21 protein-coding genes, 1 tRNA gene, 2 pseudogenes and 2 riboswitches are annotated in these 22793 nt (G+C 71.5%); of the genes and pseudogenes, 15 read left to right on the forward strand and 9 right to left on the reverse strand.

What is annotated here, in order from left to right:
- The first annotated feature begins 98 nt into the window (after nt 1–98).
- Both AB0D57_RS27810 and AB0D57_RS27815 read left to right on the forward strand, forming a co-directional pair.
- Nucleotides 99–260 (forward strand): hypothetical protein, encoded by a 162-nt coding sequence (locus AB0D57_RS27810; RefSeq protein ID WP_362078565.1) that lies wholly within the window; start codon nt 99–101, stop codon nt 258–260.
- Between the two features lie 119 nt (nt 261–379).
- Complete coding sequence (locus AB0D57_RS27815) at nt 380–550, forward strand: hypothetical protein (RefSeq protein ID WP_362078568.1); 171 nt, start codon at nt 380–382, stop codon at nt 548–550.
- 138 nt (nt 551–688) lie between these two features.
- Here AB0D57_RS27815 and AB0D57_RS27820 read toward each other — a convergent pair.
- Nucleotides 689–749: transfer RNA gene (locus AB0D57_RS27820), tRNA-Ser, on the reverse strand.
- A 193-nt stretch (nt 750–942) separates the two neighbouring features.
- Here AB0D57_RS27820 and AB0D57_RS27825 point away from each other — a divergent pair.
- The 3 genes from AB0D57_RS27825 (at nt 943) to AB0D57_RS27835 (ending at nt 4033) form a co-directional block, all read left to right on the forward strand.
- Nucleotides 943–1923, forward strand: coding sequence for an N-acetylmuramoyl-L-alanine amidase (locus AB0D57_RS27825; RefSeq protein WP_362078571.1), 981 nt, complete (start codon nt 943–945; stop codon nt 1921–1923).
- 176 nt (nt 1924–2099) lie between these two features.
- Nucleotides 2100–2924 carry a hypothetical protein gene (locus tag AB0D57_RS27830; RefSeq protein WP_362078574.1) on the forward strand — a complete coding sequence of 275 codons (825 nt, stop codon included), beginning with the start codon at nt 2100–2102 and terminating at the stop codon, nt 2922–2924.
- A gap of 98 nt (nt 2925–3022) precedes the next feature.
- A complete protein-coding gene (locus AB0D57_RS27835) occupies nt 3023–4033 on the forward strand; it encodes an LLM class F420-dependent oxidoreductase (RefSeq protein ID WP_362078577.1) in 1011 nt (336 codons plus the stop codon).
- Nucleotides 4034–4134: 101 nt separating this feature from the next.
- On the opposite strand, the gene AB0D57_RS27840 is transcribed toward AB0D57_RS27835, so the two are convergent.
- Nucleotides 4135–4719 (reverse strand): hypothetical protein, encoded by a 585-nt coding sequence (locus AB0D57_RS27840; protein ID WP_362078580.1) that lies wholly within the window; start codon nt 4717–4719, stop codon nt 4135–4137.
- Between the two features lie 171 nt (nt 4720–4890).
- Here AB0D57_RS27840 and AB0D57_RS27845 point away from each other — a divergent pair, with 171 nt between their 5' ends.
- On the forward strand, nt 4891–5184 hold the full coding sequence (locus AB0D57_RS27845) for a hypothetical protein (protein ID WP_362078583.1): 294 nt from the start codon (nt 4891–4893) through the stop codon (nt 5182–5184).
- A 212-nt stretch (nt 5185–5396) separates the two neighbouring features.
- Here the strand turns inward: AB0D57_RS27845 and AB0D57_RS27850 are convergent, their stop codons facing one another.
- The 3 genes from AB0D57_RS27850 to AB0D57_RS27860 are packed head-to-tail and all read right to left on the reverse strand — an operon-like array spanning nt 5397 to nt 8676.
- Nucleotides 5397–6473 carry a prenyltransferase/squalene oxidase repeat-containing protein gene (locus AB0D57_RS27850; protein WP_362078586.1) on the reverse strand — a complete coding sequence of 359 codons (1077 nt, stop codon included), beginning with the start codon at nt 6471–6473 and terminating at the stop codon, nt 5397–5399.
- The gene (locus tag AB0D57_RS27855) at nt 6470–7216 is read right to left on the reverse strand and encodes a methyltransferase domain-containing protein (RefSeq protein ID WP_362078589.1); all 747 of its coding nucleotides are present in this window, start codon (nt 7214–7216) and stop codon (nt 6470–6472) included. The genes AB0D57_RS27850 and AB0D57_RS27855 overlap by 4 nt, the downstream gene beginning before the upstream one ends.
- Nucleotides 7210–8676, reverse strand: coding sequence for a glycosyltransferase family 4 protein (locus AB0D57_RS27860; protein WP_362078592.1), 1467 nt, complete (start codon nt 8674–8676; stop codon nt 7210–7212). Before AB0D57_RS27860 ends, AB0D57_RS27855 begins: the two co-directional genes overlap by 7 nt.
- A 208-nt stretch (nt 8677–8884) precedes the next feature.
- On the opposite strand from AB0D57_RS27860, the gene AB0D57_RS27865 reads away from it, so the two are divergent.
- The gene (locus tag AB0D57_RS27865) at nt 8885–9553 is read left to right on the forward strand and encodes a TetR family transcriptional regulator (RefSeq protein ID WP_362078595.1); all 669 of its coding nucleotides are present in this window, start codon (nt 8885–8887) and stop codon (nt 9551–9553) included.
- Nucleotides 9554–9640: 87 nt separating this feature from the next.
- A riboswitch (TPP riboswitch) is annotated at nt 9641–9764 on the reverse strand.
- Nucleotides 9765–9902: 138 nt separating this feature from the next.
- Here the strand turns inward: AB0D57_RS27865 and AB0D57_RS27870 are convergent.
- Together AB0D57_RS27870 and AB0D57_RS27875 are read right to left on the reverse strand one after the other, a co-directional pair.
- Nucleotides 9903–10136: a ferredoxin gene (locus AB0D57_RS27870; protein WP_362078598.1), complete on the reverse strand. Its 234-nt coding sequence runs from the start codon at nt 10134–10136 to the stop codon at nt 9903–9905.
- Nucleotides 10137–10138: 2 nt separating this feature from the next.
- Nucleotides 10139–11596 (reverse strand): aldehyde dehydrogenase, encoded by a 1458-nt coding sequence (locus tag AB0D57_RS27875; RefSeq protein WP_362078601.1) that lies wholly within the window; start codon nt 11594–11596, stop codon nt 10139–10141.
- A gap of 166 nt (nt 11597–11762) precedes the next feature.
- Between AB0D57_RS27875 and AB0D57_RS27880 the strand changes: the two genes are divergently transcribed.
- Nucleotides 11763–12116, forward strand: a complete 354-nt coding sequence (locus tag AB0D57_RS27880) for a hypothetical protein (RefSeq protein ID WP_362078604.1) — start codon at nt 11763–11765, stop codon at nt 12114–12116.
- A 99-nt stretch (nt 12117–12215) separates the two neighbouring features.
- On the forward strand, nt 12216–13253 hold the full coding sequence (locus tag AB0D57_RS27885; RefSeq protein ID WP_362078607.1) for an MBL fold metallo-hydrolase: 1038 nt from the start codon (nt 12216–12218) through the stop codon (nt 13251–13253).
- A 30-nt stretch (nt 13254–13283) separates the two neighbouring features.
- Here the strand turns inward: AB0D57_RS27885 and AB0D57_RS27890 are convergent, their stop codons facing one another.
- Together AB0D57_RS27890 and AB0D57_RS27895 are read right to left on the reverse strand one after the other, a co-directional pair.
- Entirely contained in the window at nt 13284–15413 is a 2130-nt protein-coding gene (locus tag AB0D57_RS27890) for a hypothetical protein (protein ID WP_362078610.1), read from the reverse strand.
- A gap of 175 nt (nt 15414–15588) precedes the next feature.
- Nucleotides 15589–16233: pseudogene (locus tag AB0D57_RS27895) on the reverse strand (phosphotransferase); the annotation flags it as partial.
- Between the two features lie 312 nt (nt 16234–16545).
- A riboswitch (cobalamin riboswitch) is annotated at nt 16546–16605 on the forward strand.
- A 135-nt stretch (nt 16606–16740) separates the two neighbouring features.
- Here AB0D57_RS27895 and AB0D57_RS27900 point away from each other — a divergent pair.
- From AB0D57_RS27900 to AB0D57_RS27925, 6 genes and pseudogenes are all read left to right on the forward strand, one after another.
- Nucleotides 16741–17982: a prenyltransferase/squalene oxidase repeat-containing protein gene (locus AB0D57_RS27900; RefSeq protein WP_362078613.1), complete on the forward strand. Its 1242-nt coding sequence runs from the start codon at nt 16741–16743 to the stop codon at nt 17980–17982.
- Complete coding sequence (locus tag AB0D57_RS27905) at nt 17979–18596, forward strand: SCO2322 family protein (RefSeq protein ID WP_362078616.1); 618 nt, start codon at nt 17979–17981, stop codon at nt 18594–18596. The genes AB0D57_RS27900 and AB0D57_RS27905 overlap by 4 nt, the downstream gene beginning before the upstream one ends.
- A 12-nt stretch (nt 18597–18608) precedes the next feature.
- Nucleotides 18609–19730, forward strand: a complete 1122-nt coding sequence (locus tag AB0D57_RS27910; RefSeq protein WP_362078619.1) for a CbiQ family ECF transporter T component — start codon at nt 18609–18611, stop codon at nt 19728–19730.
- Entirely contained in the window at nt 19727–21439 is a 1713-nt protein-coding gene (locus tag AB0D57_RS27915; protein ID WP_362078622.1) for an ATP-binding cassette domain-containing protein, read from the forward strand. The genes AB0D57_RS27910 and AB0D57_RS27915 overlap by 4 nt, the downstream gene beginning before the upstream one ends.
- Nucleotides 21385–22236: an ECF transporter S component gene (locus AB0D57_RS27920; RefSeq protein WP_362078625.1), complete on the forward strand. Its 852-nt coding sequence runs from the start codon at nt 21385–21387 to the stop codon at nt 22234–22236. Before AB0D57_RS27915 ends, AB0D57_RS27920 begins: the two co-directional genes overlap by 55 nt.
- A 386-nt stretch (nt 22237–22622) precedes the next feature.
- Nucleotides 22623–22793: pseudogene (locus AB0D57_RS27925) on the forward strand (lytic transglycosylase domain-containing protein); the annotation flags it as partial.

Consider the following 22793-nt stretch of genomic DNA (forward strand, 5'->3'; position numbering starts at 1 on the left):
GTCTGCGACGGACGCAGGCGTCGTTTTGAGCGGGACAGGCCGGCACTCACCAGCCGGCGTCCCGATTTACCTGCTGAGACCACTCAGGAGCCGATCTTGTGACACCGCCAGTCCAGAGCTACGTGACGGCGGCGGCTACGGTCGACCACGCCGCCGGCGCCGCCCTGCGCGCGGCCTACGCCGACGTGATCACCCCTTCGAGCAGTCGCGGTCGGCGGCGCCGTAGGAGGCCGTGCGCCATGGTGTCGGACCTGCGGTGACGGAGTGGTCGCCGCTCGGCTCGTACAGGCAGGCCGAGGGGCTTCCCCGGGATGAGCCCGAGATCTACGATCAGGCCCCTCGATCGCTGGGGAGCGATCTCAACCAGGGGCGGCGGACCATGGACTTCTTGATCGGCATACTCCTGATCGTCTTCGGCGCGCCGCTGGTCGGCATCATCGGTCAGTGGATCGAGAACGCCGGCCGTGAGGGGCTCGGGAAGACGCTGTCCATCGGTGGATATCTGACGGTGCTCGGGATCGCCGCCTGGTTGATCATCGGCAGCTTCTGACGCTTTGCCCTATTTCACCGGACATGACCGAGCCGCCCACCTGGATCCCCCGTGGTGGGCGGCTCGCGTCTCGGCGTTCAGAGATCAAAATCGGCGGCGGCGACGTAGCGTCCTGGGCCGCTGGACGACACCGGCCGGGGCCGGCGGCGGGATTCGAACCCGCGTCGCTCTCTTGACAGGAGAAGTAGCCGCAACCGGCGCACCTGAACGATGACCACCGTAGTGCGGCCGCCCTGGCCAAGCACGTGATTTACGCGGCGCCGGATCGGCCGGCGCCTCACACCTGCCTCACGGACCCGGCGGCGAGCGCCGACCTCACGACCTCCAGCCTGCCGTTCACTCGCCCGCCATGGACCTCATGGTCACAGGGGACGCCCAGTAGGGTGGCAGCCGTGTCATACGTAGGCCCTGACTTCGAACCTCCCCGCCCGCGCCGCTCCCGGCGCGGGCCGATGACCGTGGCGGTCGCCGCGCTGGTGCCGGGGGCGCTGGTGGGATGGCTGGTGTGGCAGGCGGTGGGGGACTCGGGGGACGGCGGTACGTCCGACAAGGCGGCGGCGCCTTCCGCCACCGGGCCCGCGTCCTCGCCCTCGCCCCCCGGAGCGCGGACACCGACAGCCGGCGGGTCGAGTACGGGCGAGAAGCCGAGCCCCAGCCCTTCCGCCTCCTCCGGCACCTCGTCCCAGCCCGCCGCCTCCGGCCCCCTCAAAGGCAAGGTCGTCGTCATCGACCCCGGGCACAACCCCGGCAACTTCCAGCACACGGCCGACATCAACCGCAAGGTGGACATCGGCACGAACAGCAAGGAGTGCGACACGACGGGGACGGCGACCAACGCGGGTTACGCGGAGGCCCGGTTCACGCTCGACGTCTCGCGTCGGCTGCGGACGATCCTCGAACAGCAGGGCGCCACGGTGAAATTGACCCAGGACGGTGACCGCGCCTGGGGCCCGTGCGTCGACGAGCGGGCCCGGATCGGCAACACGGCCCGCGCCGACGCCGCGATCTCGATCCACGCGGACGGCTCGGCGGTCGGCAACCGTGGCTTCCATGTGATCCTGCCCGGGTCCGTCAACGCGGGCGGTGCGGACACCCGCGCGATCGTCGCCCCGTCCCAGGAGTTGGGTGAGCGCATCGCGGGCAACTTCGTCCGCGAGACCGGCAGCGCGCCCTCCAACTACATCGGCGAAGGCACCGGACTCGTGGTCCGAAAGGATCTCGGCGGTCTCAATCTGTCAACGGTTCCCAAGGTGTTCATCGAGTGCGGCAACATGCGCGATACCAAGGACGCCGCGTTGCTGACCAACAGCGCGTGGCGACAGAAGGCGGCGCGTGGGATCTCTGAGGGAATCGTGAGTTTCCTGCACGGGTGACGATCAACGGCTTGCACCCGGCGGACACCCTGTCGGGACGGGCGATAGTGTCGTCCCTACGATGAGGGGTCACCCCCGCGCTTCACACCGCGACCTGATGGCGGCATACGGCCTGATGGCAACGTGGTGACAGCAACGCCTCCACCGATGACGAGACGACTGACGAAGGACCTGAAGTGAATATCCGCTCCCTCACTCGAGGCGACGGCGTGGTGATCGGAGCAGCGGTATTGCTGTTCATCGCGTCGTTCCTCGGCATCTACTCCGTCGACGGTGCCGAAGGCGTCGACCTCCCGAACGCCTGGGGAAGCGCGCCGCTCCTGATGAGCGTCTTCCTGGCGGGCATCATCGGCGCCGCACTCATCGTCGTCGCCCACGGTCTGCCGCAGGTTCCCAAGGTCGTCGGCCTTGACCTCGGCCAGTTCGGCGTCGCATTCACGGTGTTCGCCGCGTGGAGCGCGCTCGGGAACATCGTCGACCCGGCGGGCGGCTACAACAATGTGGGAGATGGAGCCGCCGGCCCCGACGCCGGTACCGGCGCCATCCTCGGCCTGGTAGCCACCCTGATCCTGGCCGGCGCCGCCATCGCCACCCCCCTCGTCCCGGCCCTCAAGGGTGCCCTCCTCCCGGCCCCCAAGCCCGTCACCCCCCAGCCCTACGGCGCCCAGCCCCCCGGCGGGTACGGCTACCCCGGCGCCCCGCAGCCGGGCCAGCCCGGTCAGCCCTACGGTGCGCAGCCGGGGCCGTTCGGTCAGCCCAGCCAGCCGCAGGCTGCCGCCCCGCAGGCGCAGCAGCCCGCCGGGGACTTCTCGCCGTTCTGGTTCGCCGTGCCGGTGCCGCGTCCGCTGTTCGCGGAGGACGGTTCGCCGACGCCGATCGCCGAGCTCGCGCCGGGCACCTGGTACCTGGCCGTCGAGCAGCGCGGCGCGGTCCTGGTGGCGCAGACGCAGGACGGCCGTCGCGGCGTGCTGCAGGACACGTCGGGGATCCAGCGCGGCTGACCCGCCGCCCCCGGACCTCTCACGGCCCCCACTCTTTCCGAGTGGGGGCCGTTCCCGTACAGTCACCCCGGAATCTGACACAACGTCAGGAGGGTGACATGCGGCTCGGTCTCGCGCTCGGATACTGGGGACGCGGCCCGTCCGCCGACCATGTCCCCCTCGCCCAGGAGGCGGAACGGCTCGGCTACCACTCCGTGTGGACCGCCGAGTCCTGGGGCTCCGACGCCTTCACCCCGCTCACCTGGATCGCCGCGCGGACGACCCGTATCCAACTGGGCACGGCCGTCGCCCAGATGGCGGCCCGCTCCCCCACCACCACCGCGATGCACGCGCTCACGCTCGACCATCTCTCGGGCGGGCGCATGATGCTCGGCCTCGGGCTGTCGGGGCCGCAGGTCGTGGAGGGCTGGTACGGGCGGCCGTTCCCGAAGTCGCCGCTGACCGCGACCCGGGAGTACGTGGATGTCGTACGCCAAGTCCTCCGGCGCGAGGCCCACGTTGAGCTGGACGGGCGCTTCCACCCTCTTCCGTACCGGGGCGACGACGGCACCGGCCTCGGCAAGGCCCTCAAGTCGATCACACACCCCCTGCGCGCCGAACTGCCGCTCCTGCTCGGCGCCGAGGGGCCGAAGAACATCGCGCAGACGACCCGGATCGCGGACGGCTGGCTGCCGCTGTACTGGTCGCCGACCCGCCCTCAGGCGTACGAGGCCTCGCTCAAGGATCTGCCCAGCGGCTTCCTCGTCGCTCCCATGGCCCGCGCCCACGTCTGCGACGACCTCGCCGAAGGACTGCTGCCGGTCAAAGCCATGCTCGGCTTCTACATCGGCGGGATGGGGCACGCGGCGCGCAACTTCCATGCCGATCTGATGGCGCGGATGGGCTTCGAGGAGGAGGCGCGGAGGGTTCAGCGGCTCTTTCTCGAAGGGCGGCGGGAGGAAGCCGTACTCGCCGTTCCCGATGCCTTCGCGGACGAGATCTCGCTCGTCGGACCGCGCGAACGCATCGCGGAGCGACTGGAGTTGTGGCGCAAGGGTCCGGTGACGGACCTGCTGGTGCTCGCGCCGGACCCGCACACGCTGCGGGTGCTGGCGGATCTCAACACCTGACGACGCTCGGAAACCCAGGCGTGAACGGCGGCCTGAACCAGGCGCGTACGGCGGCCCGCGACCGGACCGCCGTACGCTCGGTCAACCAGCGTTGTCCGCTGTCATCCGCCGCTGAGCTGAGAAGTCGACGGCACCTTGTTCTGGACCTCGGCACCCGCGCTCTTTCCGGCTGCCTTCACCTGATTGATGATGTCGTCGAAGGAGTTCACGACCGCGTCGGTCGACTCGCCCTTGCGGAGCTTGGCCGGCATTCCCTTGAGTGCCTCGATGCCCGCGGTGAGCGGGGCGACCGCCTTCGAGAGCGTGGGGTCGCCCTTGGCGTTCTTGACCGCGGCCTGGAGCCGGTTGTAGGCGAACGCGCCCGCGATACCCGCCTTGATCAGGGCGAGTTTGCGGCCCTTCGCGCCCTTCTTGAACTTTCCGGCCTTCCAGGGCTTCACGATCCACTGATAGGTGGCTCCGGCCCCGAGGCCGGCGTTCGCCACGAAGCGGGTCTTGGCGAGCTTCTGCTTCTCTGCGCTGCTGGTGCTGGTCGGGGTGACGGCCGCCGCGGCGGCGGAAGTGGTGGCGCTGGCGCTGGCGGCGGTCACTTGTTCGGCGCCGCCACTGCCACACGCGGTGGCACCGGCCAGCAGGGCGCAGCAGAGGGTGAGCGCCACGGTGAGGCGCCGTATCGGTACGGGCACGGGGTCCTCCGGGGAAGGGAACGGTTCTCCCGGTTTCCGGGAGTCACGGCACTTCCGGCAGCCTCACCCGGCTCCGCACCCTGCGCCACTTGAGCGAACCATTCGGGTTTCGCCCAGGCCGCGGCGAACCCCTTCGGGTTTCAGCCGGGTCGCTCGGGCTACCCGCAGGGCATGTCCACTCGAAATCGCAACGGTTCCAACCAGGCGGGGACGCTCATCGCGATCGTCGCCGACGTCATGGCCTTCATCCTGGGCCTGTGGATCCTCATGTACCTGCTGGACGCGAACCGGACCAACGATCTGGTCCAGTTCATCCACGACGCGGCGAGCTGGCTGGCCGGCTGGTCCCGTGACCTGTTCACCTTCGACCGGGCCTGGGCGCGCGTGATCGCGGGCTACGGTCTCGCCGCCGTCGTCTACCTCTTCGTCGGCCACGCCATCGCCAACCGCATGCACCGGCATTGAGCGGTGCTAGGACCTGTCCGGCCGATCATGCCGCAGACGCGGGGTGTGGCACGCGCATCTGCCGCGTTGTCGTCACTCGCCGACGCTCCGCGTCGACTCCCTCCTCCGCCTTGCAGCTACACGCACCACACCCCGCTCACCGGCACTTCGCAGACACCGCCGCTCTCCTGCGACTTGATCGGCCGGACAGGTCCTAGCGGGTCCCAGCGGTCCTAACAGCACTCCGCGTCGAGCCCCAGCGGCAGGCGTTCGCCGCCGAAGACCGCGCAGGTCGGCTCGTCGCCGCCAAGTGCGGCCACGGCGAGGAGGACGGAGCCGGCCGTCCAGCTGGTGAGTTCCTCGGGCCAGATCGTCCGGTCGTCGAAGACATAACCCGTCCAGTACAGGCCGGTCTCCGGATCGCGCAGGTGCTGGATGGACTGGAGGATCTCCAGGGCCCGGTCGGATTCGCCCACGATCCAGAGCGCCAGGGCGAGTTCGGCCGACTCGCCGCCGGTCACCCACGGGTTGGGGACGACGCAGCGAACGCCGAGTCCGGGTACCACGAAGCGGTCCCAGCCTTCCGCTATCCGGGACTTGGCCTCGGCGCCCGTCAACGCGCCGCCGAGCACCGGGTAGTACCAGTCCATCGAGTAGCGGTCCTTGTCGAGGAACCGCTCGGGGTGCTTGCGGATCGCGTGCCGCAGCGCGCCGACCGCCAACTCCCAGTCGGGCTGCGGCTCTTCCCGCTGCTCGGCGATGGCCAGCGCACAACGCAGCGCGTGGTGGATGGACGAACTCCCGGTCAGCAGCGCCTCGTCGGTCGCCGTCCCGTCGTCCTCACGCTTCCAGCCGATCTGCCCGCCCGGCTGCTGCAGCCGCAGCACGAACTCCACGGCCGCGTAGACCGAGGGCCACATCCGGTCCAGGAAGGTGTCGTCGCCGGTGGCCAGGTAGTGGTGCCAGACTCCGACGGCGATGTACGCGCAGAAGTTGGTCTCCCGGCCCCGGTCGGTGACGTCGTGCGCGTCCCCGTCGGCGTAGGCCGCGTACCAGGAACCGTCCTGGTTCTGGTGGCGTGCGAGCCATTCGTACGCCCGCTCGGCCGCCTCGTGCTCCCCCGCCGCGTCCAGGGCCATGGCCGCCTCGGTGTGGTCCCACGGGTCGAGGTGGTGACCGCGGAACCACGGTATGGCGCCGTCGGGCCGCTGTACCGCGAGGATTCCGCCCACCGTGGCGGCCGCCTCCTCGGCGGTCAGGACCCCGGGCAGGACGAGATGTTCCGTCCGGGGCGAACGAGATGTGGTCACGAAGCGTCCACCGTGGCAGCGTCCGTGGGCAGGTGGGGCTTGGTCGCGTACGCCACGAAGCTCTTGCCGATCAGCGGGTTCAGCGCGTTCTCGGCGACCCGGGTGGCCAGGGGTTTCTTCATGATGTCCCAGACCAGGAGCTTGTGGTACGCCCGCACGGGCAGCGCCTTGTCGTTGTCGACGCCGAACGCGCACTTCAGCCACCAGTAGGGGCTGTGCAGGGCGTGGGCGTGATGGGTGCCGTACGGCTTGAGCCCGGCCTCCTTCATCTTGCCCAGCAGTTCGTCCGCCTTGTATATGCGGATGTGGCCGCCCTCGACCTCGTGGTACGCGTCGGACAGCGTCCAGCAGACCTTCTCCGGTCCGTAACGCGGCACGGTGATCGCTATGCGGCCGCCCGGCTTGAGCACCCGGACCATCTCGGCGAGCACGCCCTTGTCGTCCGGGATGTGCTCCATCACCTCGGAGATGATCACGACGTCGAAGGACGCGTCGGGGAAGGGCAGCGCGAGGGCGTCGCCCTCCATCGCCGTCGCCGTGGCGCCGGCCGGGGCCTCCCCCGCCTCCTTCATCGCCGCGAACCACTTGGCGACCTCGCGGATCTCCTCGCCGTTCTGGTCCAGCGCGACCACCTGGGCGCCGCGCCGGTAGCACTCGAACGCGTGCCGGCCGGCACCGCATCCGAGGTCCAGAACACGGTCGCCCGGGGCGAGCGGGAACCGGGAGAAGTCGACGGTCAGCACGTGGCCCTGCTTTCGCGGTTGGCTACAACTACTTCTTCGGCCACGGCTGAGGTACCGACGGCTGCCGTGGGGACGGCGTCGGTACCGGTGGCGCTGTTGGTGCGGGTGACGCCGGCGGTGCTGCTGGTGCGAGCCGCGAAGCCGCGGGGATCCTGGCCCGCGGCGTCGGCGATCGCCTCGCGGTAGTGGGCCACCGTGCCTTCGGCTGCTCGGGCCCAGGTGAAGCGCTCCAGTACCCGCGCGCGCCCGGCGGAGCCGAGTCTCGCCCGGAGTTCCGGGTCACCGAGGAGGCGGCTGAGTCCGGCGGCCAGCGCACCCGCGTCGCCGGGCGGCACCGCGAGGCAGGTCTCGCCGTCGGGTCCGGCGACCTCCGGGATCGCCCCGCCGGTGGTGGCCACCAGCGGCGTACCCGTGGCCATCGCCTCGGCGGCGGGCAGGGAGAACCCCTCGTACAGGGAGGGCACACAGGCGACTTCGGCCGAGCGCACGAGGTCGACGAGCTCCGCGTCCGAGATGCCCTTGACGAACTCGACGGCGCCTTCGAGGCCGTACCGCTCTATGGCCTGGGCGACGGGCCCGTCCTCGGCGCGCTTGCCGACGACGACGAGGTGCGCGCGCGGGTGCTCGGTGCGCAGCTTCGCAAGCGCCTCGACGAGGAAGACGAGCCCCTTGAGCGGCACATCCGCGCTGGAGGTGGTGACGATCCGGCCCGGCACCTGCGGCACGGCGGGGTCGGGCGAGAAGAGGTCGGTGTCCGCGCCGATGTGCACGACGTGGATACGGTCGTCGTGTACGCCCAGGTGATCGACGATCTCCTGGCGTGATGTGCCGGAGACGGTGAGCACGGACGGCAGACGGCGCGCGACCCGCTTCTGCATGCGCGTGAAGGCGTACCAGCGGCGCACGGACATCCGGCGCCGTCGTCCCTCGGCGGCGTCCAGCTCCAACTGGCGGTCGACGGTGATGGGGTGGTGGATGGTGGTGACGAGGGGGGCGCCCACGTCTCCCAGCAGTCCGTACCCGAGCGTCTGGTTGTCGTGCACGACGTCGAAGTCCCCGCGGCGGTCGCGCAGATGGCGCCGCGCGCGCAGCGAGAAGGTCAGTGGTTCGGGGAAGCCCCCGGTCCACATCGTGCCGACCTCGACCGCGTCGATCCAGTCGCGGAACTCGTCGCGCCCCGGGGTGCGAAAGGGGTCCGGCTGACGGTAGAGGTCGAGGCTGGACAGCTCGGTGAGGCTCAGCTCGGGGAGGCCTTCGTCCAGCACGGGATACGGCTGGGAGCCGATGACCTCGACGCGGTGGCCGAGGCGGGCCAGCTCGCGCGAGAGGTGCCGTACATACACGCCCTGGCCGCCGCAGAACGGGTTCCCCTTGTAGGTGAGGAGCGCTATCCGCAGCGGTCGTCCGCCATCAGCGGCCACACCCTCCCCGGGGCCCGCCTCCATGGCCTCAGCGGTCACTTACGGCCCCCTTCTCCCTGCACTTTCCCGCGAGGTTACGCTGGGACGCTAATCTAGAACAAGTTTCAGACTTGATCGTTCGAGGAGCACTGAATCTACCGGCAGGTAGGCCGCCTGTGAGCAGTGGATCAGGTGATCCGCGCCACGACGGAGGTGTTCCACCGTGCTGTCCGGTCGCTCCTCCAGCTGCACCCACGGAACGGGAACCATGCCTGCGGAAGCCAAGGTGGAAGCCAAGTCCGCGCGACCCCCCGCGCACCCCGCCACCCGCCCGGCCGCACCCCCCGCCGCGCCCGCGCTCACCGAGCGGCAGGAGGCACGCCGCCGGCGGATCCTGCACGCGAGCGCGCGGTTGGCCAGCCGGGGCGGTTTCGACGCGGTGCAGATGCGTGAGGTCGCGGAGTCGTCACAGGTCGCCCTCGGCACGCTCTACCGCTACTTCCCGTCGAAGGTCCATCTGCTGGTCGCCACCATGCAGGACCAGTTGGAGCGCATGCACGGCACCCTGCAGAAGAAGCCGCCGGCCGGTGACACGGCGGCGGAGCGGGTCGCCGAGACGCTGATGCGGGCGTTCCGTGCCCTGCAGCGAGAGCCGCATCTGGCCGACGCGATGGTCCGCGCGCTCACCTTCGCGGACCGCAGCGTGAGCCCCGAGGTCGACCAGGTGTCCCGGCAGACCACGGCGATCATCCTGGACGCGATGGGCCTGGACGACCCGACCCCCGCGCAGCTCTCCGCGGTCCGCGTCATCGAGCACACCTGGCACTCGGCCCTGATCACCTGGCTCTCCGGCCGCGCCTCCATCGCCCAGGTCAAGATCGACATCGAGACGGTGTGCCGACTGATCGAGGTGACGGAGCCGGACGATCACAGCTAGGGGGTGCCATTTGGATCACCCCCCAGGCCCGATGGATCACCCCCCAGACCCGACAGGGACACCCCCAGGCCGAGCGCGGGCACACAAAAACCTACGAGACGGGTTCCCTTCGCCGGTATTACCCGGATCAGGTGATGGGGGTCGCCGTCCGGCCTGACCGCTGCCTTCCGGCCTCTCAGCCCTACCGTCGACGTCGGCCCCAGCGGATGCGATGCTGCTGCGTCTCGCCCGAGTCGGCTACTCCGGTCGAACTCCCTCACTCGCCTCGTAGGCCACTACCAGAATAGAACTCCCACGACCGGAGAGAACACCCCAAAGCGGAACTTTTTTACATCAATGAGGGAATTTCTCATTCTTCCGGCGGAAACACCGGCTCCCCACTGCCCAGCAGCGTGATCATGACGGCTTCCACGGGACAGCCCTCCGCCGCCGCGAGGATCTTCTCGTTGGCGTCGGTCTCCGGTTCGGCCGGGTGGGACTGCATGGCGGAGTCGAGGCGGAACGCGTCCGGGGCCAGGTGGACGCACTGGGCGGAGCCGATGCACACGGAGCGGTCGACCTCGACACCCCAGCGGTCACCCATCCTCACGCCTCCCAGCCGGCGGGCAGGTGGATCATCTTGTGCTCCAGGAACTCGCCGTAGCCCTCGGGCCCGAACTCCCGCCCCAGGCCCGAGTTCTTGTAGCCGCCGAAGGGGCCGAGCATGTCGAGGCTGAAGGTGTTGACGGAGTACGTGCCGGTACGGACCTGCCGGGCGACCTCGATGCCGTGTGCGACGTCGGCCGTCCAGACGCTGCCGCTCAGCCCGTAGTCGGAGTCGTTGGCGATCTTCACGGCCTCGGCCTCGTCGCCGTAGGGAAGGAGGCAGATCACCGGGCCGAAGATCTCCTCCCGCGCGATCCGCATCGAGTTGTCGACGTCGCCGAAGAGGGTCGGCTCGACGTACCAGCCGCGGTCCAGCCCGTGCGGACGGCCGCCGCCCGTGAGGATCTTGGCACCCTCCTCCTGGCCGATGCGGATGTAGTCGAGGTTGCGCTGCTGCTGCCGCTTGGCGACCAGCGGGCCCACCTGGGTCGCCGGGTCCAGCGGGTCACCGACCACCAGGGCGCTCGCCGCGGCGGCGAAGGCGTCCGCGAACTCGTCGTAGCGCGAGCGTGGCAGCAGGATGCGGGTCTGCGCGACGCACGCCTGGCCGTTGTTCATCCAGGCCGCCGAGACGATCCCGGGGACGGACGTCGCGATGTCCGCGTCCGGCAGCACCACCGCCGCCGACTTTCCGCCCAGCTCCAGCGTCACGCGGGTGAGGTTGCGCGACGCCACCTCCATCACGCGTCGGCCCGCCGCGACCGAGCCCGTGAAGGAGACCTTGTCGACGCCGGGGTGTCCGACCAGGTACTCACTCACCTCGCGGTCCGCCGGGAGGATGGACAGGACGCCTTCCGGCAGCCCCGCGTCGCGAGCGATCTCCCCCAGCAGGTACGCGTCCAGGGGTGACTCCGGCGACGGCTTCAGCACGACGGTGCAGCCGGTCAGCAGCGCGGGCGCGAGCTTGGCGGCCGCCACGAACTGCGGCACGTTCCACGGCACCACGGCCGCGACCACGCCCACCGGCTCGCGCCGGACGAGGATCTTCCCGAGGACTCCGTCGCGCGTCTCCTCGTACGTGAAGCCGCGCGCGACCGTGATCGCCGCGTCCCACACCATCATCGCGCCGAGGGCCTGGGCGAGGACGCTCCAGGAGTACGGGGAGCCGTTCTCGGAGGAGATGACGCGGGCGATCTCCTCGTGACGCACCGCGATCGCGTCCTTGATCCGGGTGACGACCTCGATCCGCTCGTCGAGGGTCAGCCGTGGCCAGGGCCCTTCGTCGAAGGCCTTGCGTGCCGCCGCGACCGCCCGGTCGACGTCCTCGTTCGAGGCGTGCGGGACGCGTCCGATGACCTCCTCGGTGTGCGGCGAGATCACCTCGATGACGTCCTTGCCCAGGGGGTCCGTCAACTCCCCGCCGATGAACAGCTGTCCGTGTTCCACGAGCTCGGTCATGGCCGACTGCCTCCCCGGGGACGTTCTCTGACGATGCATCAGATATAGCTGACACGGAGACAGATACCAGTTCCGCTTCGAGTAGTCCACGGCCCTCACGCCACTTCGCCACACCTTCCGGGCTTTCCCGGCCCTACGATGATCAAGCCGAGGGGAGGCCAAGGGGATGGCGAACAGCAGTGAGCGGGGCCGCCGTTGGCCGGTAGCCGTGGCGGCCGTGGCACTCACCGTCTGCGGTGCGGGGTGGGCGGTCTCGGCGCAGGGAGAGGCCGACCGTTCCGGGGTGGCCGTCCAGACGGCGACGCCCGCCACCCGGGACGAGATGATCCGCAACTGGACCAAGCTGCTCGCCGCGCAGGGCAAGGAACTGCCCGACACCTCGGACCTGAGCATCGAGGAGATCCGGGCGGGCTGGGAGCGCGACCGCCTCAAGTATCTCAAGTACGCCGAACCGGCCGAGATGCCCGTGGTCTACGCCTGCACGGGCGTGAAGTCGGTATTCGATCCCGACTGCTGGTAGATCCCGCCCACCCACCACGGCCGGTACCCATTAGGTGACTTGGGCTCCCATTGGAACCAGTTCCAGTTACAGTGACGGGAATCGGCGACAGGGGAGCCCATGGCACAGATGACCGACCACGGCGGGGGCGTACGGTCGATCAGGGTCCCCATCCCCGACAACCCGCTCGGAACCACGCTGGTCCACGTCGTCGACACCGACCGGGGGCCGGTGCTGATCGACACGGGCTGGGACGACCCGGCCTCCTGGGACGTCCTCGCCGACGGGCTCACCGCCTGCGGTGTCTCCGTCGCCGAGGTGCACGGCGTGGTCATCACCCACCACCACCCCGACCACCACGGTCTGTCGGGGAAGGTGCGGGACGCGTCCGGTGCGTGGATCGCGATGCACGAGGCGGACACCGCGATCGTACGGCGGGCGCGGGAAAGCCGGCCGGACCGCTGGTTCGCGTACATGGCGGACAAGCTGGTGGCCTCCGGCGCTCCCGAGGAGCACATGACGCTGCTGCGCGAGGCACGGTCGGCGCGGCGCCCCGGCACCCTGCCCGGCTTCTCCCCCGCCCTCCCCGACCGCGAGATCGTCCCCGGCGAACTCCTCGAACTGCCCGGCCGCCGCCTGCGCGCGATCTGGACCCCCGGACATACCCCCGGCCATGTCTGCCTCCACCTGGAGGAGACCCACCCGGCCGGACTCCCGGGCCACGGCCGTCTGTTCTCCGGCGACCACCTGCTGCCGAGGATCACTCCGCACATCGGCCTGTACGAGGATCCGGACGACGCCACCGTCGCCGATCCCCTGGGTGACTACCTCGACTCCCTCGAACGCGTCGGCCGCCTCGACCCGGCCGAGGTGCTCCCCGCCCACCAGCACGCCTTCACCGACGCCCCTGGGCGCGTACGGGAGTTACTCGCGCACCACGAGGACCGCCTCACCGACCTCCTCACCCTCCTCTCGACCCCCCTCACCGCCTGGCAGCTCGCCGAGCGCATGGAGTGGAACCGCCCCTGGGACCAGATCCCCTTCCCCTCAAGGAACATCGCGCTGTCGGAGGCCGAGGCCCATGTGCGCCGACTGGTGAAGCTGGGCCGGGCGGAGGCGGTGACGGGGAGCGATCCTGTGACGTACGTGGCGCTGTAAGACGTCGGAGACGGCGCGGGCCGCGCCCGGTCATCGGCCGCCCCCCTCACCGATCGCATAGTCCAGCCCCTCCTCGTACGGCATGTCGCGGCCCTCCTCGTACGCCTTCTCGTACGCGGCGTCGCCGATCTCGGCGCGGATGCGGTGCTCGTGGGAGCGGCGGGTGGCCAGCAGGTCGGGCGAGTTCATCCGGGCGCGCCCGGTGAGTTCCCAGACGCGCTCGCCGACGCCGAGGAGTCGGGCCGCGCGGTGGCCGTCACCGTCCGCGACGACCGCGGCGGCGAGGATGTCCAGCGCCATCGCCGCGCCCACGGTGTTGTACAGGAGCGCATGCCCGGCCAGCGCGGTGCGGGCGTTGCCGACCGCCGCGCGGACGTCGCCGCGGGCCAGGTCCGTCTGGGCCACGATGGCGTCGGCGAAGGCGCCCGCCCACGACTCCCCGCACGCCACGCTGGCCTCGCGCACCTCGTCGGCCACCGTGCGCGCCCGGGCGTGGTCGCCCCGGAGCATGTGCGCGAAGGAGAGCGCCACCCGAACCTGGAGCTGGGCGGCCCCGAACCCGTCGTCCCGGATGGGGAGTCGGGGAGTGGCGGACAGCACCTCGATCGCCTCGGTCAACCGTCCGCTCAGGGCCAGTTGACCGCCCGCGAGGTACGCGGCGGCCACCAGCGCCACCGGATCGCCCTGCGCCTCGGCCGCGTCCGCGCACCGCGTCGCCCAGTCCGCCGCGACCTCCAGGTCGCCCTGGAGCAGCGCCACCGCGCCGCGCGCCCACAGCGCGCGAGTGTGGTCGGGCCCGGGCGCGGGGTCGGTGGCGAGCACGAGGTCGAGGCAGTGCTGGGCGTCGCGCAGAGAGCCGCAGTGCCGCCACAGGAACCCGATGTCGGCCGCCATCTCCAGGGCGACGTGACTGCCGGGTTCGGTGAGCGCGCAGTCCATGGCGGCCCGCAGGTTGGCGTGCTCGGTGAGGGTGCGTTCGCACCACGCCACCTGCCGTCCGGTGTTCCACTCGACGCGGCCCTGCCGGGCCAGGTGCCGGAAGTGGTCGCGGTGGCGCAGGCGTACGGCGTGTTCCTCGCCGAGGGCGCGCAGCCAGTCGGCGCCGAACTCCCGTACGGTGTCGAGGAGTCGGAAGCGGGCCGGGTCGGTGCGGTGGCGCTGCACGATGGACTGCTCGACGAGCCGGGCCAGCAGGTCGGCGATCCGTCCGGCGGGCAGCGGGCCGCCCGCGCAGATCTCCTCGGCCGCGCGCACGCAGAAGCCGTCGGCGAACACCGAGAGCCGGGCCCACAGCAGACGCTCGAGCGGTTCGCACAGTTCGTGGCTCCAGCCGATCGCCGTACGCAGCGTCTGATGGCGCGGCGGTCCCGCGCCCGCGCCGTCGTCGGGCGAGCTGAGCAGGTCGAGGCGGGAGGGCAGACGTTCGCCGGTGGGGGTGCCCCCTGTTCGAGCGCAGCCGAGAACTTGGGGGAGGCCGTGGAGCTGGGCCAGGGAGAGTTCGCAGAGCCGGGCCGCGGCGAGTTCGAGAGCGAGCGGAATACCGTCGAGGCGGCGGCAGACGGCCTCCACCGTGGGGCGGTTGGTGTCGTCGAGAGTGAACCCGGTGGCCGCCGCCCGCTCGGCGAACAAGGTCACCGCGTCGTCGGCGAGGGGCAACGGGTCCACGGGCAGGACGAGTTCGCCCGGCAGTCCGAGCGGTTCGCGGCTGGTGACGAGGATGCGCAGGCCGGGGAGGGCGGGCAGCAGGGCCTCGACGAGCGCCGCGCAGTCCGCGAGGACGTGTTCGCAGGAGTCGAGCACCAGCAACAGCCGTTTGTCCCGCGCCCATGCGGCGACCACCTCGGTGACCGGGCGGGTCGACCGGTCGCCGAGCCGCAGCGCCTCCACGACGGCGTGGCCGACCAGGCCGGCGATCCGCAGCGGTGAGAGTTCCACCAGCCAGACGCCGTCGGGGTACGCGTCCCGGACCCGGCCCCCGGCGCGCACGGCGAGCCGGGTCTTGCCGACCCCGCCGACCCCGACGAGGCTCAGAAGCCTATGGACGCCCGCCGCGGGCTCCAGCTCCCGCTCCAGCCGGTCGAGTTCCTCCAGCCGCCCGACGAAGCTACGCGTCTCGGGAGGCAGATTGCCGGACCGGCCACCGGTCGTCTTGTCGGACACACCCACCAGTCTGGCCTGGTCAGGACCTCCCCAGCGGCCGTCCGGGAACGGGGACCGAACAGCGGCGGCATCGCGTCTGTTCTGTGTCTGTTCTGCTTCGTTTCCGCTTCGGTTCCGGTCGGCTTTCGACGAAATGCGTTCAACTCCCCGGTGGTTACACAGCCGCCGACACCACTCAGCGATGCGGCTGAAGCAGCTCCCGGATCAACCGCTCCGCCTCCCCCAGGGCTTCGACCTCGCGCGCGCTCATCGTCGGATTGACCGCCCGGCGCCGCAGCGCCTCCGCCAGTCCGTCCCGCGTCACGCACTCCGCGTTGCCGTCGAGCAGCACGGCCAGCGTCTCGCGGGCCCCCTCCGCGTGGGCCTCACCGCAGACCGCGACCTGCGCGAGGATCACCGCGGACATGCCCCAGTCCAGGCCGGGCGGGCCCTCCTCGGCGTTGGCCCAGTCGATGACCTTCGGGCCGTCCGGGGTGAGCATGACGTTGTCGGGATGCAGGTCCAGGTGCAGTACGCGGGCGAACGGGTCGCCGGAGGCCCGGGCGGGCACGGCGTGCAGCGCGCGCAGCAGCCCGGCGAGAGTGGCGCCGCCCTCCCGGGGTCCCATCCGCCCCGCGACGAACGCCGCCAGCATCGTCGGCCCCTCCAGCCGCTCCATCTCCAGCTCGGTCCGGGTCGCCGCGCGCACCGCCGGCACCGGATAGCCGTGACCGCGTACGTGCTCCATCACCGCCGCCTCGGCCGCCGCGTCACCCCACCCCTCCCGGTCCCGCCGCAGCACCCACGCCTCGTCGATCTCGTAGACGTCCGCCGAACGCCCCTAGGACCTGTCCGGTCGATCACGGCGGAGACGCGGGGTGTGGCACGCACATCTGCCGCGTTGTCGTCGGTTGCCGACGCTCCGCGTCGACGCCCTCCTCCGCCTTGCAGCTGCACGCACCACACCCCGCTCACCGGCATCGACCACACACCGCTGCTTTCCTCCACCGTGACCGACCGAACAGGTCCTAGCCGAGCAATCTCCCCGTCCCTCGCATGACCGTGAACCTACCGGCCCGCACAGCCGGCCCTCAGGCGTTTTGCTACGGGCCGGTACAGTGAGCGCGTCGTCATCACACCCGTACGGGGGAAAGCCGGTGCAATTCCGGCGCTGACCCGCAACCGTGAGCCGCCCTTAGGGCGGTGAGCCGGATCGCCTCGTCCGGGACGTGACCGGCTCGTGCCACCGGCAGCCCGCCAGTGGCCGGCACCGTCGAGGCATACGGGGCCGGAGCCGCTCGGGGCCGAGCCTGCGCCCGGTGCTGCCCGGTTCCCCGCAGGGAGAGTCATGATTGTTCGCCGCAGCGCCGCGGTACTGGCCGCACTGGCCGCCACCGTCGTGATCGGTACGGTCGTCGCCCCGGCCGCCGCCGTCGCCGACGACGCTTCCCCCTCTCCGTCCCAGGCCATACCCTCCGGCCTCTACGGCAGCACCGACCCCACCTACGACGGCGTCTGGCGGCAGTCCCTCGCGCTGCTGGCCCAGCACACGGTGGGGGTGAAGCCCGCGGCCAAGGCCGTCGACTGGCTGACCGGACAGCAGTGCGCGAACGGCGCCTTCGCCGCGTACCGCGCCGACGCCACGGCGAAGTGCGACGCCAAGACGATGGTCGACACGAACAGCACCGCGGCAGCCGTACAGGCCCTCGCCGCGCTCGGCGGGCACGACGCCGAGACGAACAAAGCGGTCACCTGGCTGAAGTCCGCGCAGAACACGGACGGCGGCTGGGGCTACGCGGCGGGCGGGGCCAGCGACGCGAACTCCACCTCCGTGGTGATCGGCGCGCTCACGGCCGCGGGCGAGAAGCCCAAGGAGGTCTCCAAGGGCGGCAAGTCGCCGTACGACACCCTGGTGAAGCTGGCTATCGCGTGCGAAGGCGAGGGAAGCGGCGGCGGGTTCGCCTACCAGCCCGACAAGAAGGGCAAGCTGACGGCCAACGCGGACGCCACGGCCGCGGCGGTCCTCGGCGTCCTCGGTAAGGGGTTCGTGACGACGGCCGGGAAGACGACGTCGTCCGGCTACACCTGCGGCCCGGAGAAGTTCACGCCCGAGGAGGCGGCACGCAACGGCGCGTCCTACCTCTCCGACGCCCTCACCACCACCCCCTACCTGAAGTCGGCGCTGCCCGGCTCCGAGGACCAGCCCGACTACGGCAACACCGCGGACGCGGTCGTCGCGCTCGCCGCCGAGGGCTGGACCACGGACACGAAGCAGCCCCTCGCCTGGCTGGAGAAGAACTCCGGCGCCTGGGCGGCGAAGGCCGGTCCCGCCGCGTACGCCCAGCTGATCTTCGCCGCCCACGCCACCGGCACCGACCCGCGTGACTTCGGCGGCGCGGACCTCGTGCGGCAGCTCGGCGCGACGGGCCCGGCGACGGACGTGTCCGACAGCTCCACGGCCGCCCCGAGCGACGAGAAGAAGGACGACGACCAGGGCGTCAGTGTCTGGTGGATCGTCGGCGTCGGTCTCGTCGGCGGTATCGGCATCGGCTTCCTGCTCAGCGGCCGCAACAAGCAGCGGCAGCCGTGACCCGGCGCGGCACGACCGTCTTCGTCCTGGGCCTGGTCCTCCTCGTGCTCGGCACGGCGGGGCAGGCCCAGGCCGTCGGCTACCGCTACTGGTCCTTCTGGGACCTGACCGGCGGCAAATGGACGTACGCCACGCAGGGGCCGTCGACCACGCGGCCGTACGACGGCGACGTACAGGGTTTCCGCTTCGCCGTGAGCGAGGACTCGCAGGACGCCTCGACACCGCGCGGGAAAGCCGACTTCGCGTCCATCTGCGCCAGGACGCCCGCCCAGGAAGGCCACAAGCGGGTGGCCCTCGTCATCGACTTCGGTACGGCCACGGACGCGTCGTCCGGCGAGAAGCCGCCCCGGGCGCGTACGGCCTGCGCCCGCGTCCCCTCCGCCGCGACCACGGCGGACGCCCTCGCCACGGTGGCCAAACCCCTCCGCTACGACACCAACGCCCTGCTGTGCGCCATCGCCGGCTACCCCCGGTCGGGCTGCGGCGACCAGGTATCGGCGACGCGGGCCGAGCCGTCCGACGACGGCCCGTCGGTGGGCCTGATCGCGGGAGCGGCCGCCGTGGCCACCCTGGGCGCGGCGGCGATCTGGCAGTCCCGACGCCGCCGAGGCTGAGGGACGCGCACCATGGCAACCGCACGTACCGCCACCACGTGGGTCACCCCCACCCCGGAAGCGAACCGCAACAACGCCCTCCCCCCAGGAACCTGGTGGATCTGGTCCCTGGGCCTGGGCACCGCCGCCTCCCGCACCACCAACCCCCTCCTCCTCGCCCTCCTCATAGGCGTAGCCGGCTACGTGGTGGCCGCCCGCCGCACGAACGCCCCCTGGGCCCGCTCCTACAGCGCGTTCATCAAGCTCGGCATCGCCGTCCTCGGCATCCGGCTGGCCTTCGCCGTGTTCCTCGGCTCCCCCATCCCCGGCACGCACCTCCTCGTCACGCTCCCCGAAGTCCCCCTCCCGCACTGGGCGCAGGGCATCCGCATCGGCGGCCGGGTCACCGCCGAGGGCCTGGTCTTCGCCCTGTACGACGGCCTGAAACTGGCCACGCTGCTGATCTGCGTCGGCGCCGCGAACGCCCTGGCGAACCCGGCACGCCTGCTGAAGTCACTGCCGGGCGCGCTGTACGAGGCGGGCGTCGCGGTCGTGGTCGCCCTCACCTTCGCGCCGAACCTGATCGCGGACGTGCGCAGGCTACGAGCCGCCCGCCGCCTGCGCGGCCGCCCCGACCGGGGCCTGCGCGGCCTGCTGCACGTCGGACTGCCGGTGCTGGAGGGCGCGTTGGAGCGGTCGGTCGCGCTGGCGGCGGCGATGGACGCGCGCGGCTACGGCCGTACCGCCCAGGTCCCGCCCGCCGTCCGCCGCACCACCGCCGTACTGACGCTGGGCGGTCTGCTCGGCGTCTGCGCGGGAACGTACGGAGTGCTGACCGCCGAGGGCGGCGGCTTCGGCCTGCCCGTGCTGCTCGCCGGGCTGGCCTCGGCGCTCGGCGGCCTGTGGCTGGGCGGCAGCCGCTCGCCGCGCACCCGCTACCGGCCGGACGTGTGGGGTGTACGGGCGTGGCTGGTCACCGGGTCGGGCGTGGCGGTGGCGGCGCTGATGGTGGTCGCCGCGACGTACGACCCGGCGGCGCTGCGCCCCGGCGTCGTCCCCCTCGTGGCACCGGCCCTCCCCCTCTGGCCCGCCGCGGCCGTCCTCCTCGGACTCCTCCCCGCCTTCGTCGCCCCGATCCCCAAGGAGCCCTCATGATCCGCTTCGAGGATGTCTCCGTGACCTACGACGGAGCGGCCGAACCCACCGTCCGCGGCGTGGACTTCGAGGTCCCGGAGGGTGAACTGGTCCTCCTGGTCGGCCCCTCCGGCGTCGGCAAGTCGACGGTCCTCGGGGCGGTCGGCGGACTCGTCCCGCACTTCACGGGCGGCACCCTGCGCGGCCGGGTCACGGTCGCGGGACGGGACACCCGGACCCACAAGCCGCGCGAACTCGCGGACGTCGTCGGCACGGTGGGCCAGGATCCGCTCTCCCACTTCGTGACGGACACGGTCGAGGACGAACTCGCGTACGGGATGGAGTCGCTCGGACTCGCCCCGGCCGTGATGCGCCGCCGCGTCGAGGAGACCCTGGACCTGCTGGGCCTGGCGGACCTGCGCGACCGCCCGATCGCCACACTCTCCGGCGGACAGCAGCAGCGGGTCGCGATCGGCTCGGTACTCACCCCGCACCCGAAGGTCCTGGTCCTCGACGAGCCCACGTCGGCGCTCGACCCGGCCGCCGCGGAGGAGGTCCTCGCCGTCCTGCAACGCCTGGTGCACGACCTCGGCACGACCGTCCTCATGGCCGAGCACCGCCTCGAACGCGTCATCCAGTACGCCGACCAGGTCGCCCTCCTCCCGTCCCCGGGCGCCCCGCCGCTCCTCGGCACCCCGTCCGAGATCATGGCCGCCTCCCCGGTGTACCCACCGGTGGTGGACCTGGGCCGCCTGGCCGACTGGTCCCCGCTCCCCCTCACGGTGCGCGACGCGCGGCGCCGGGCGGGAGCACTGCGGGAGCGGCTGTCGACGCTCACCCCGACCGAGACGGCGACCCCGACGCCCGGCGGCATCAGTCAGCCCCTCCCGCCGCTCTCCCCCCGCCCCCGTTTCCTCCGCAAGCGCACACCCGCCACCACCTCCACCACCACCCCCACCACCCCGCAGGCCGCCTCGGTCGAAGCCCTCGCCGTCCGCCACGGCCACGTCGAGGCACTCCGGCGTGTCGACCTCACCGTCGCCGCCGGCGAGATCATCGCCCTGATGGGCCGCAACGGCGCCGGGAAGTCCACCCTCCTCGGGACGCTGGTCGGGCTGGTCGAACCGGCCGCCGGTTCGGTCCGGGTCGGAGGCGCGGTCCCGCACCGGACGCCGCCGCGGGACCTCGTACGGCGCGTGGGTCTCGTACCGCAGGAACCGCGCGACCTGCTGTACGCGGACACGGTGGCCGCCGAGTGCGCGGCGGCCGACCGCGATGCCGGGGCCGCCACCGGTACCTGCCGGGAGCTGGTGTCCGGGCTACTGCCCGGCATCACGGACGACACACACCCCCGGGATCTGTCGGAGGGCCAGCGGCTGGCGCTCGCGCTGGCCGTGGTCCTGACGGCCCGCCCCCCACTGCTCCTCCTCGACGAACCGACCCGAGGTCTCGACTACGCGGCGAAGGCCCGGCTCATCGCCGTCCTGCGCGGCCTTGCGGCCGAGGGCCATGCCATCGTCCTGGCCACCCACGACGTGGAGCTCGCCGCCGAGCTGGCCCACCGCGTCGTCGTCCTCGCGGACGGCGAGATCGTCGCCGACGGCCCCACGGCCGAGGTGGTCGTCGCGTCCCCGTCCTTCGCCCCGCAGGTCACGAAGGTGCTGGCGCCGCAGCCATGGCTCACGGTGGCCCAGATAAGGGACGCACTCGTAAGGAACGCACTCGCATGAAGGTCATCCGCCTCGGCCCCCGTTCCATCGCCGCGCTCACCCTCGTGAGCGGGGTAGGGCTCGCCGCGTTCGGCTGGCCGCTCTTCGCCGACCCCACCTCTCAGGTCGGCACGCACGCGCAGGACGCCCCCTGGCTGTTCGCGGGGCTGCTCGTGCTGCTCGTCGCGGTCGTCGCCGCGACGATCTCCGAGTCCGGGCTCGGCCCGAAGGCGGTGGCCATGCTCGGGGTGCTGGCCGCGACGGGCGCCGCGCTGCGGCCGATCGGGGCCGGGACGGCAGGGATCGAGCCGATGTTCTTCCTGATGGTGCTGAGCGGGCGGGTGCTCGGGCCGGGGTTCGGGTTCGTCCTCGGGGGCGTGACGATGTTCGCGTCGGCGCTGCTCACCGGTGGGGTGGGGCCGTGGATGCCGTTCCAGATGCTCGCGATGGGGTGGTTCACGATGGGCGCCGGGCTGCTGCCGGGCCCCGAACGGCTGCGCGGGCGCGCGGAGCTGGCGATGCTCGCCGCGTACGGATTCTGCGCCGCCTTCGCCTACGGCACGGTCATGAACCTGGCCGGCTGGCCCTTCATGGACGCCCTGGCCTCGAACGTCGCCTTCGACCCGGACGCCTCCACCCCCGCCAACCTGGCCCGCTTCCTCGCCTACTGCCTGGCCACCTCCCTCGGCTGGGACCTGGGCCGGGCGGTCGTCACGGTCGTCCTGACCCTCACGCTCGGCGCGACCCTCCTCAAGGCGCTGCGCCGGGCCACGCGACGGGCCGCCTTCGAGACGCCGGTCACGTTCGAACCCCGGTGAGGTGCGGCCTGGGTCACACCCGCCAGCCACTCCACGTAGACCATTCGGACACATTCCGCCACTTGCGGAGTGAACCAGCCCACAGGACCTCCGTCACATACGAAGCGCGGCCGTAGCGGAAAAGCGTGACATGGACGCGTCGCCAACCCCTCTGACCTGGGGTTTGAGAGCCAGGTCACAGAAGGCACTTTCTCCTCGGATGCGACCACCACTAGTAAAAGGGGTCATTGCAGACACCCCCCGAGCCTGTTTCTCTGAAGCAGTCGCAAGGCGCTGCGAGCCCACCCGGGCCGCGGCGCCCACGTACGCCCCGCCCCACCACGCACCACGCACCACGGGGTCACGGCATACAGCGACCGCCCTGTACCCGAAGAAAGGTCCCACGCGTGTCCGTCTCCATCATCCGCCGCGCCGTCACCTCTCCGAAGAAGGTCCTCACCGGTGCCGCCGTGGCCGCCGCCACCACCGGCATGATCCTGGCCGCGGCCCCCGCACAGGCCGCCACCACCTCAACCTCCTCCGCACAGGCGATCGCGCACCGAATGATCCCGGACGCC

The organism is Streptomyces sp. NPDC048275 (assembly GCF_040652275.1).
Lineage (GTDB): Bacteria > Actinomycetota > Actinomycetes > Streptomycetales > Streptomycetaceae > Streptomyces.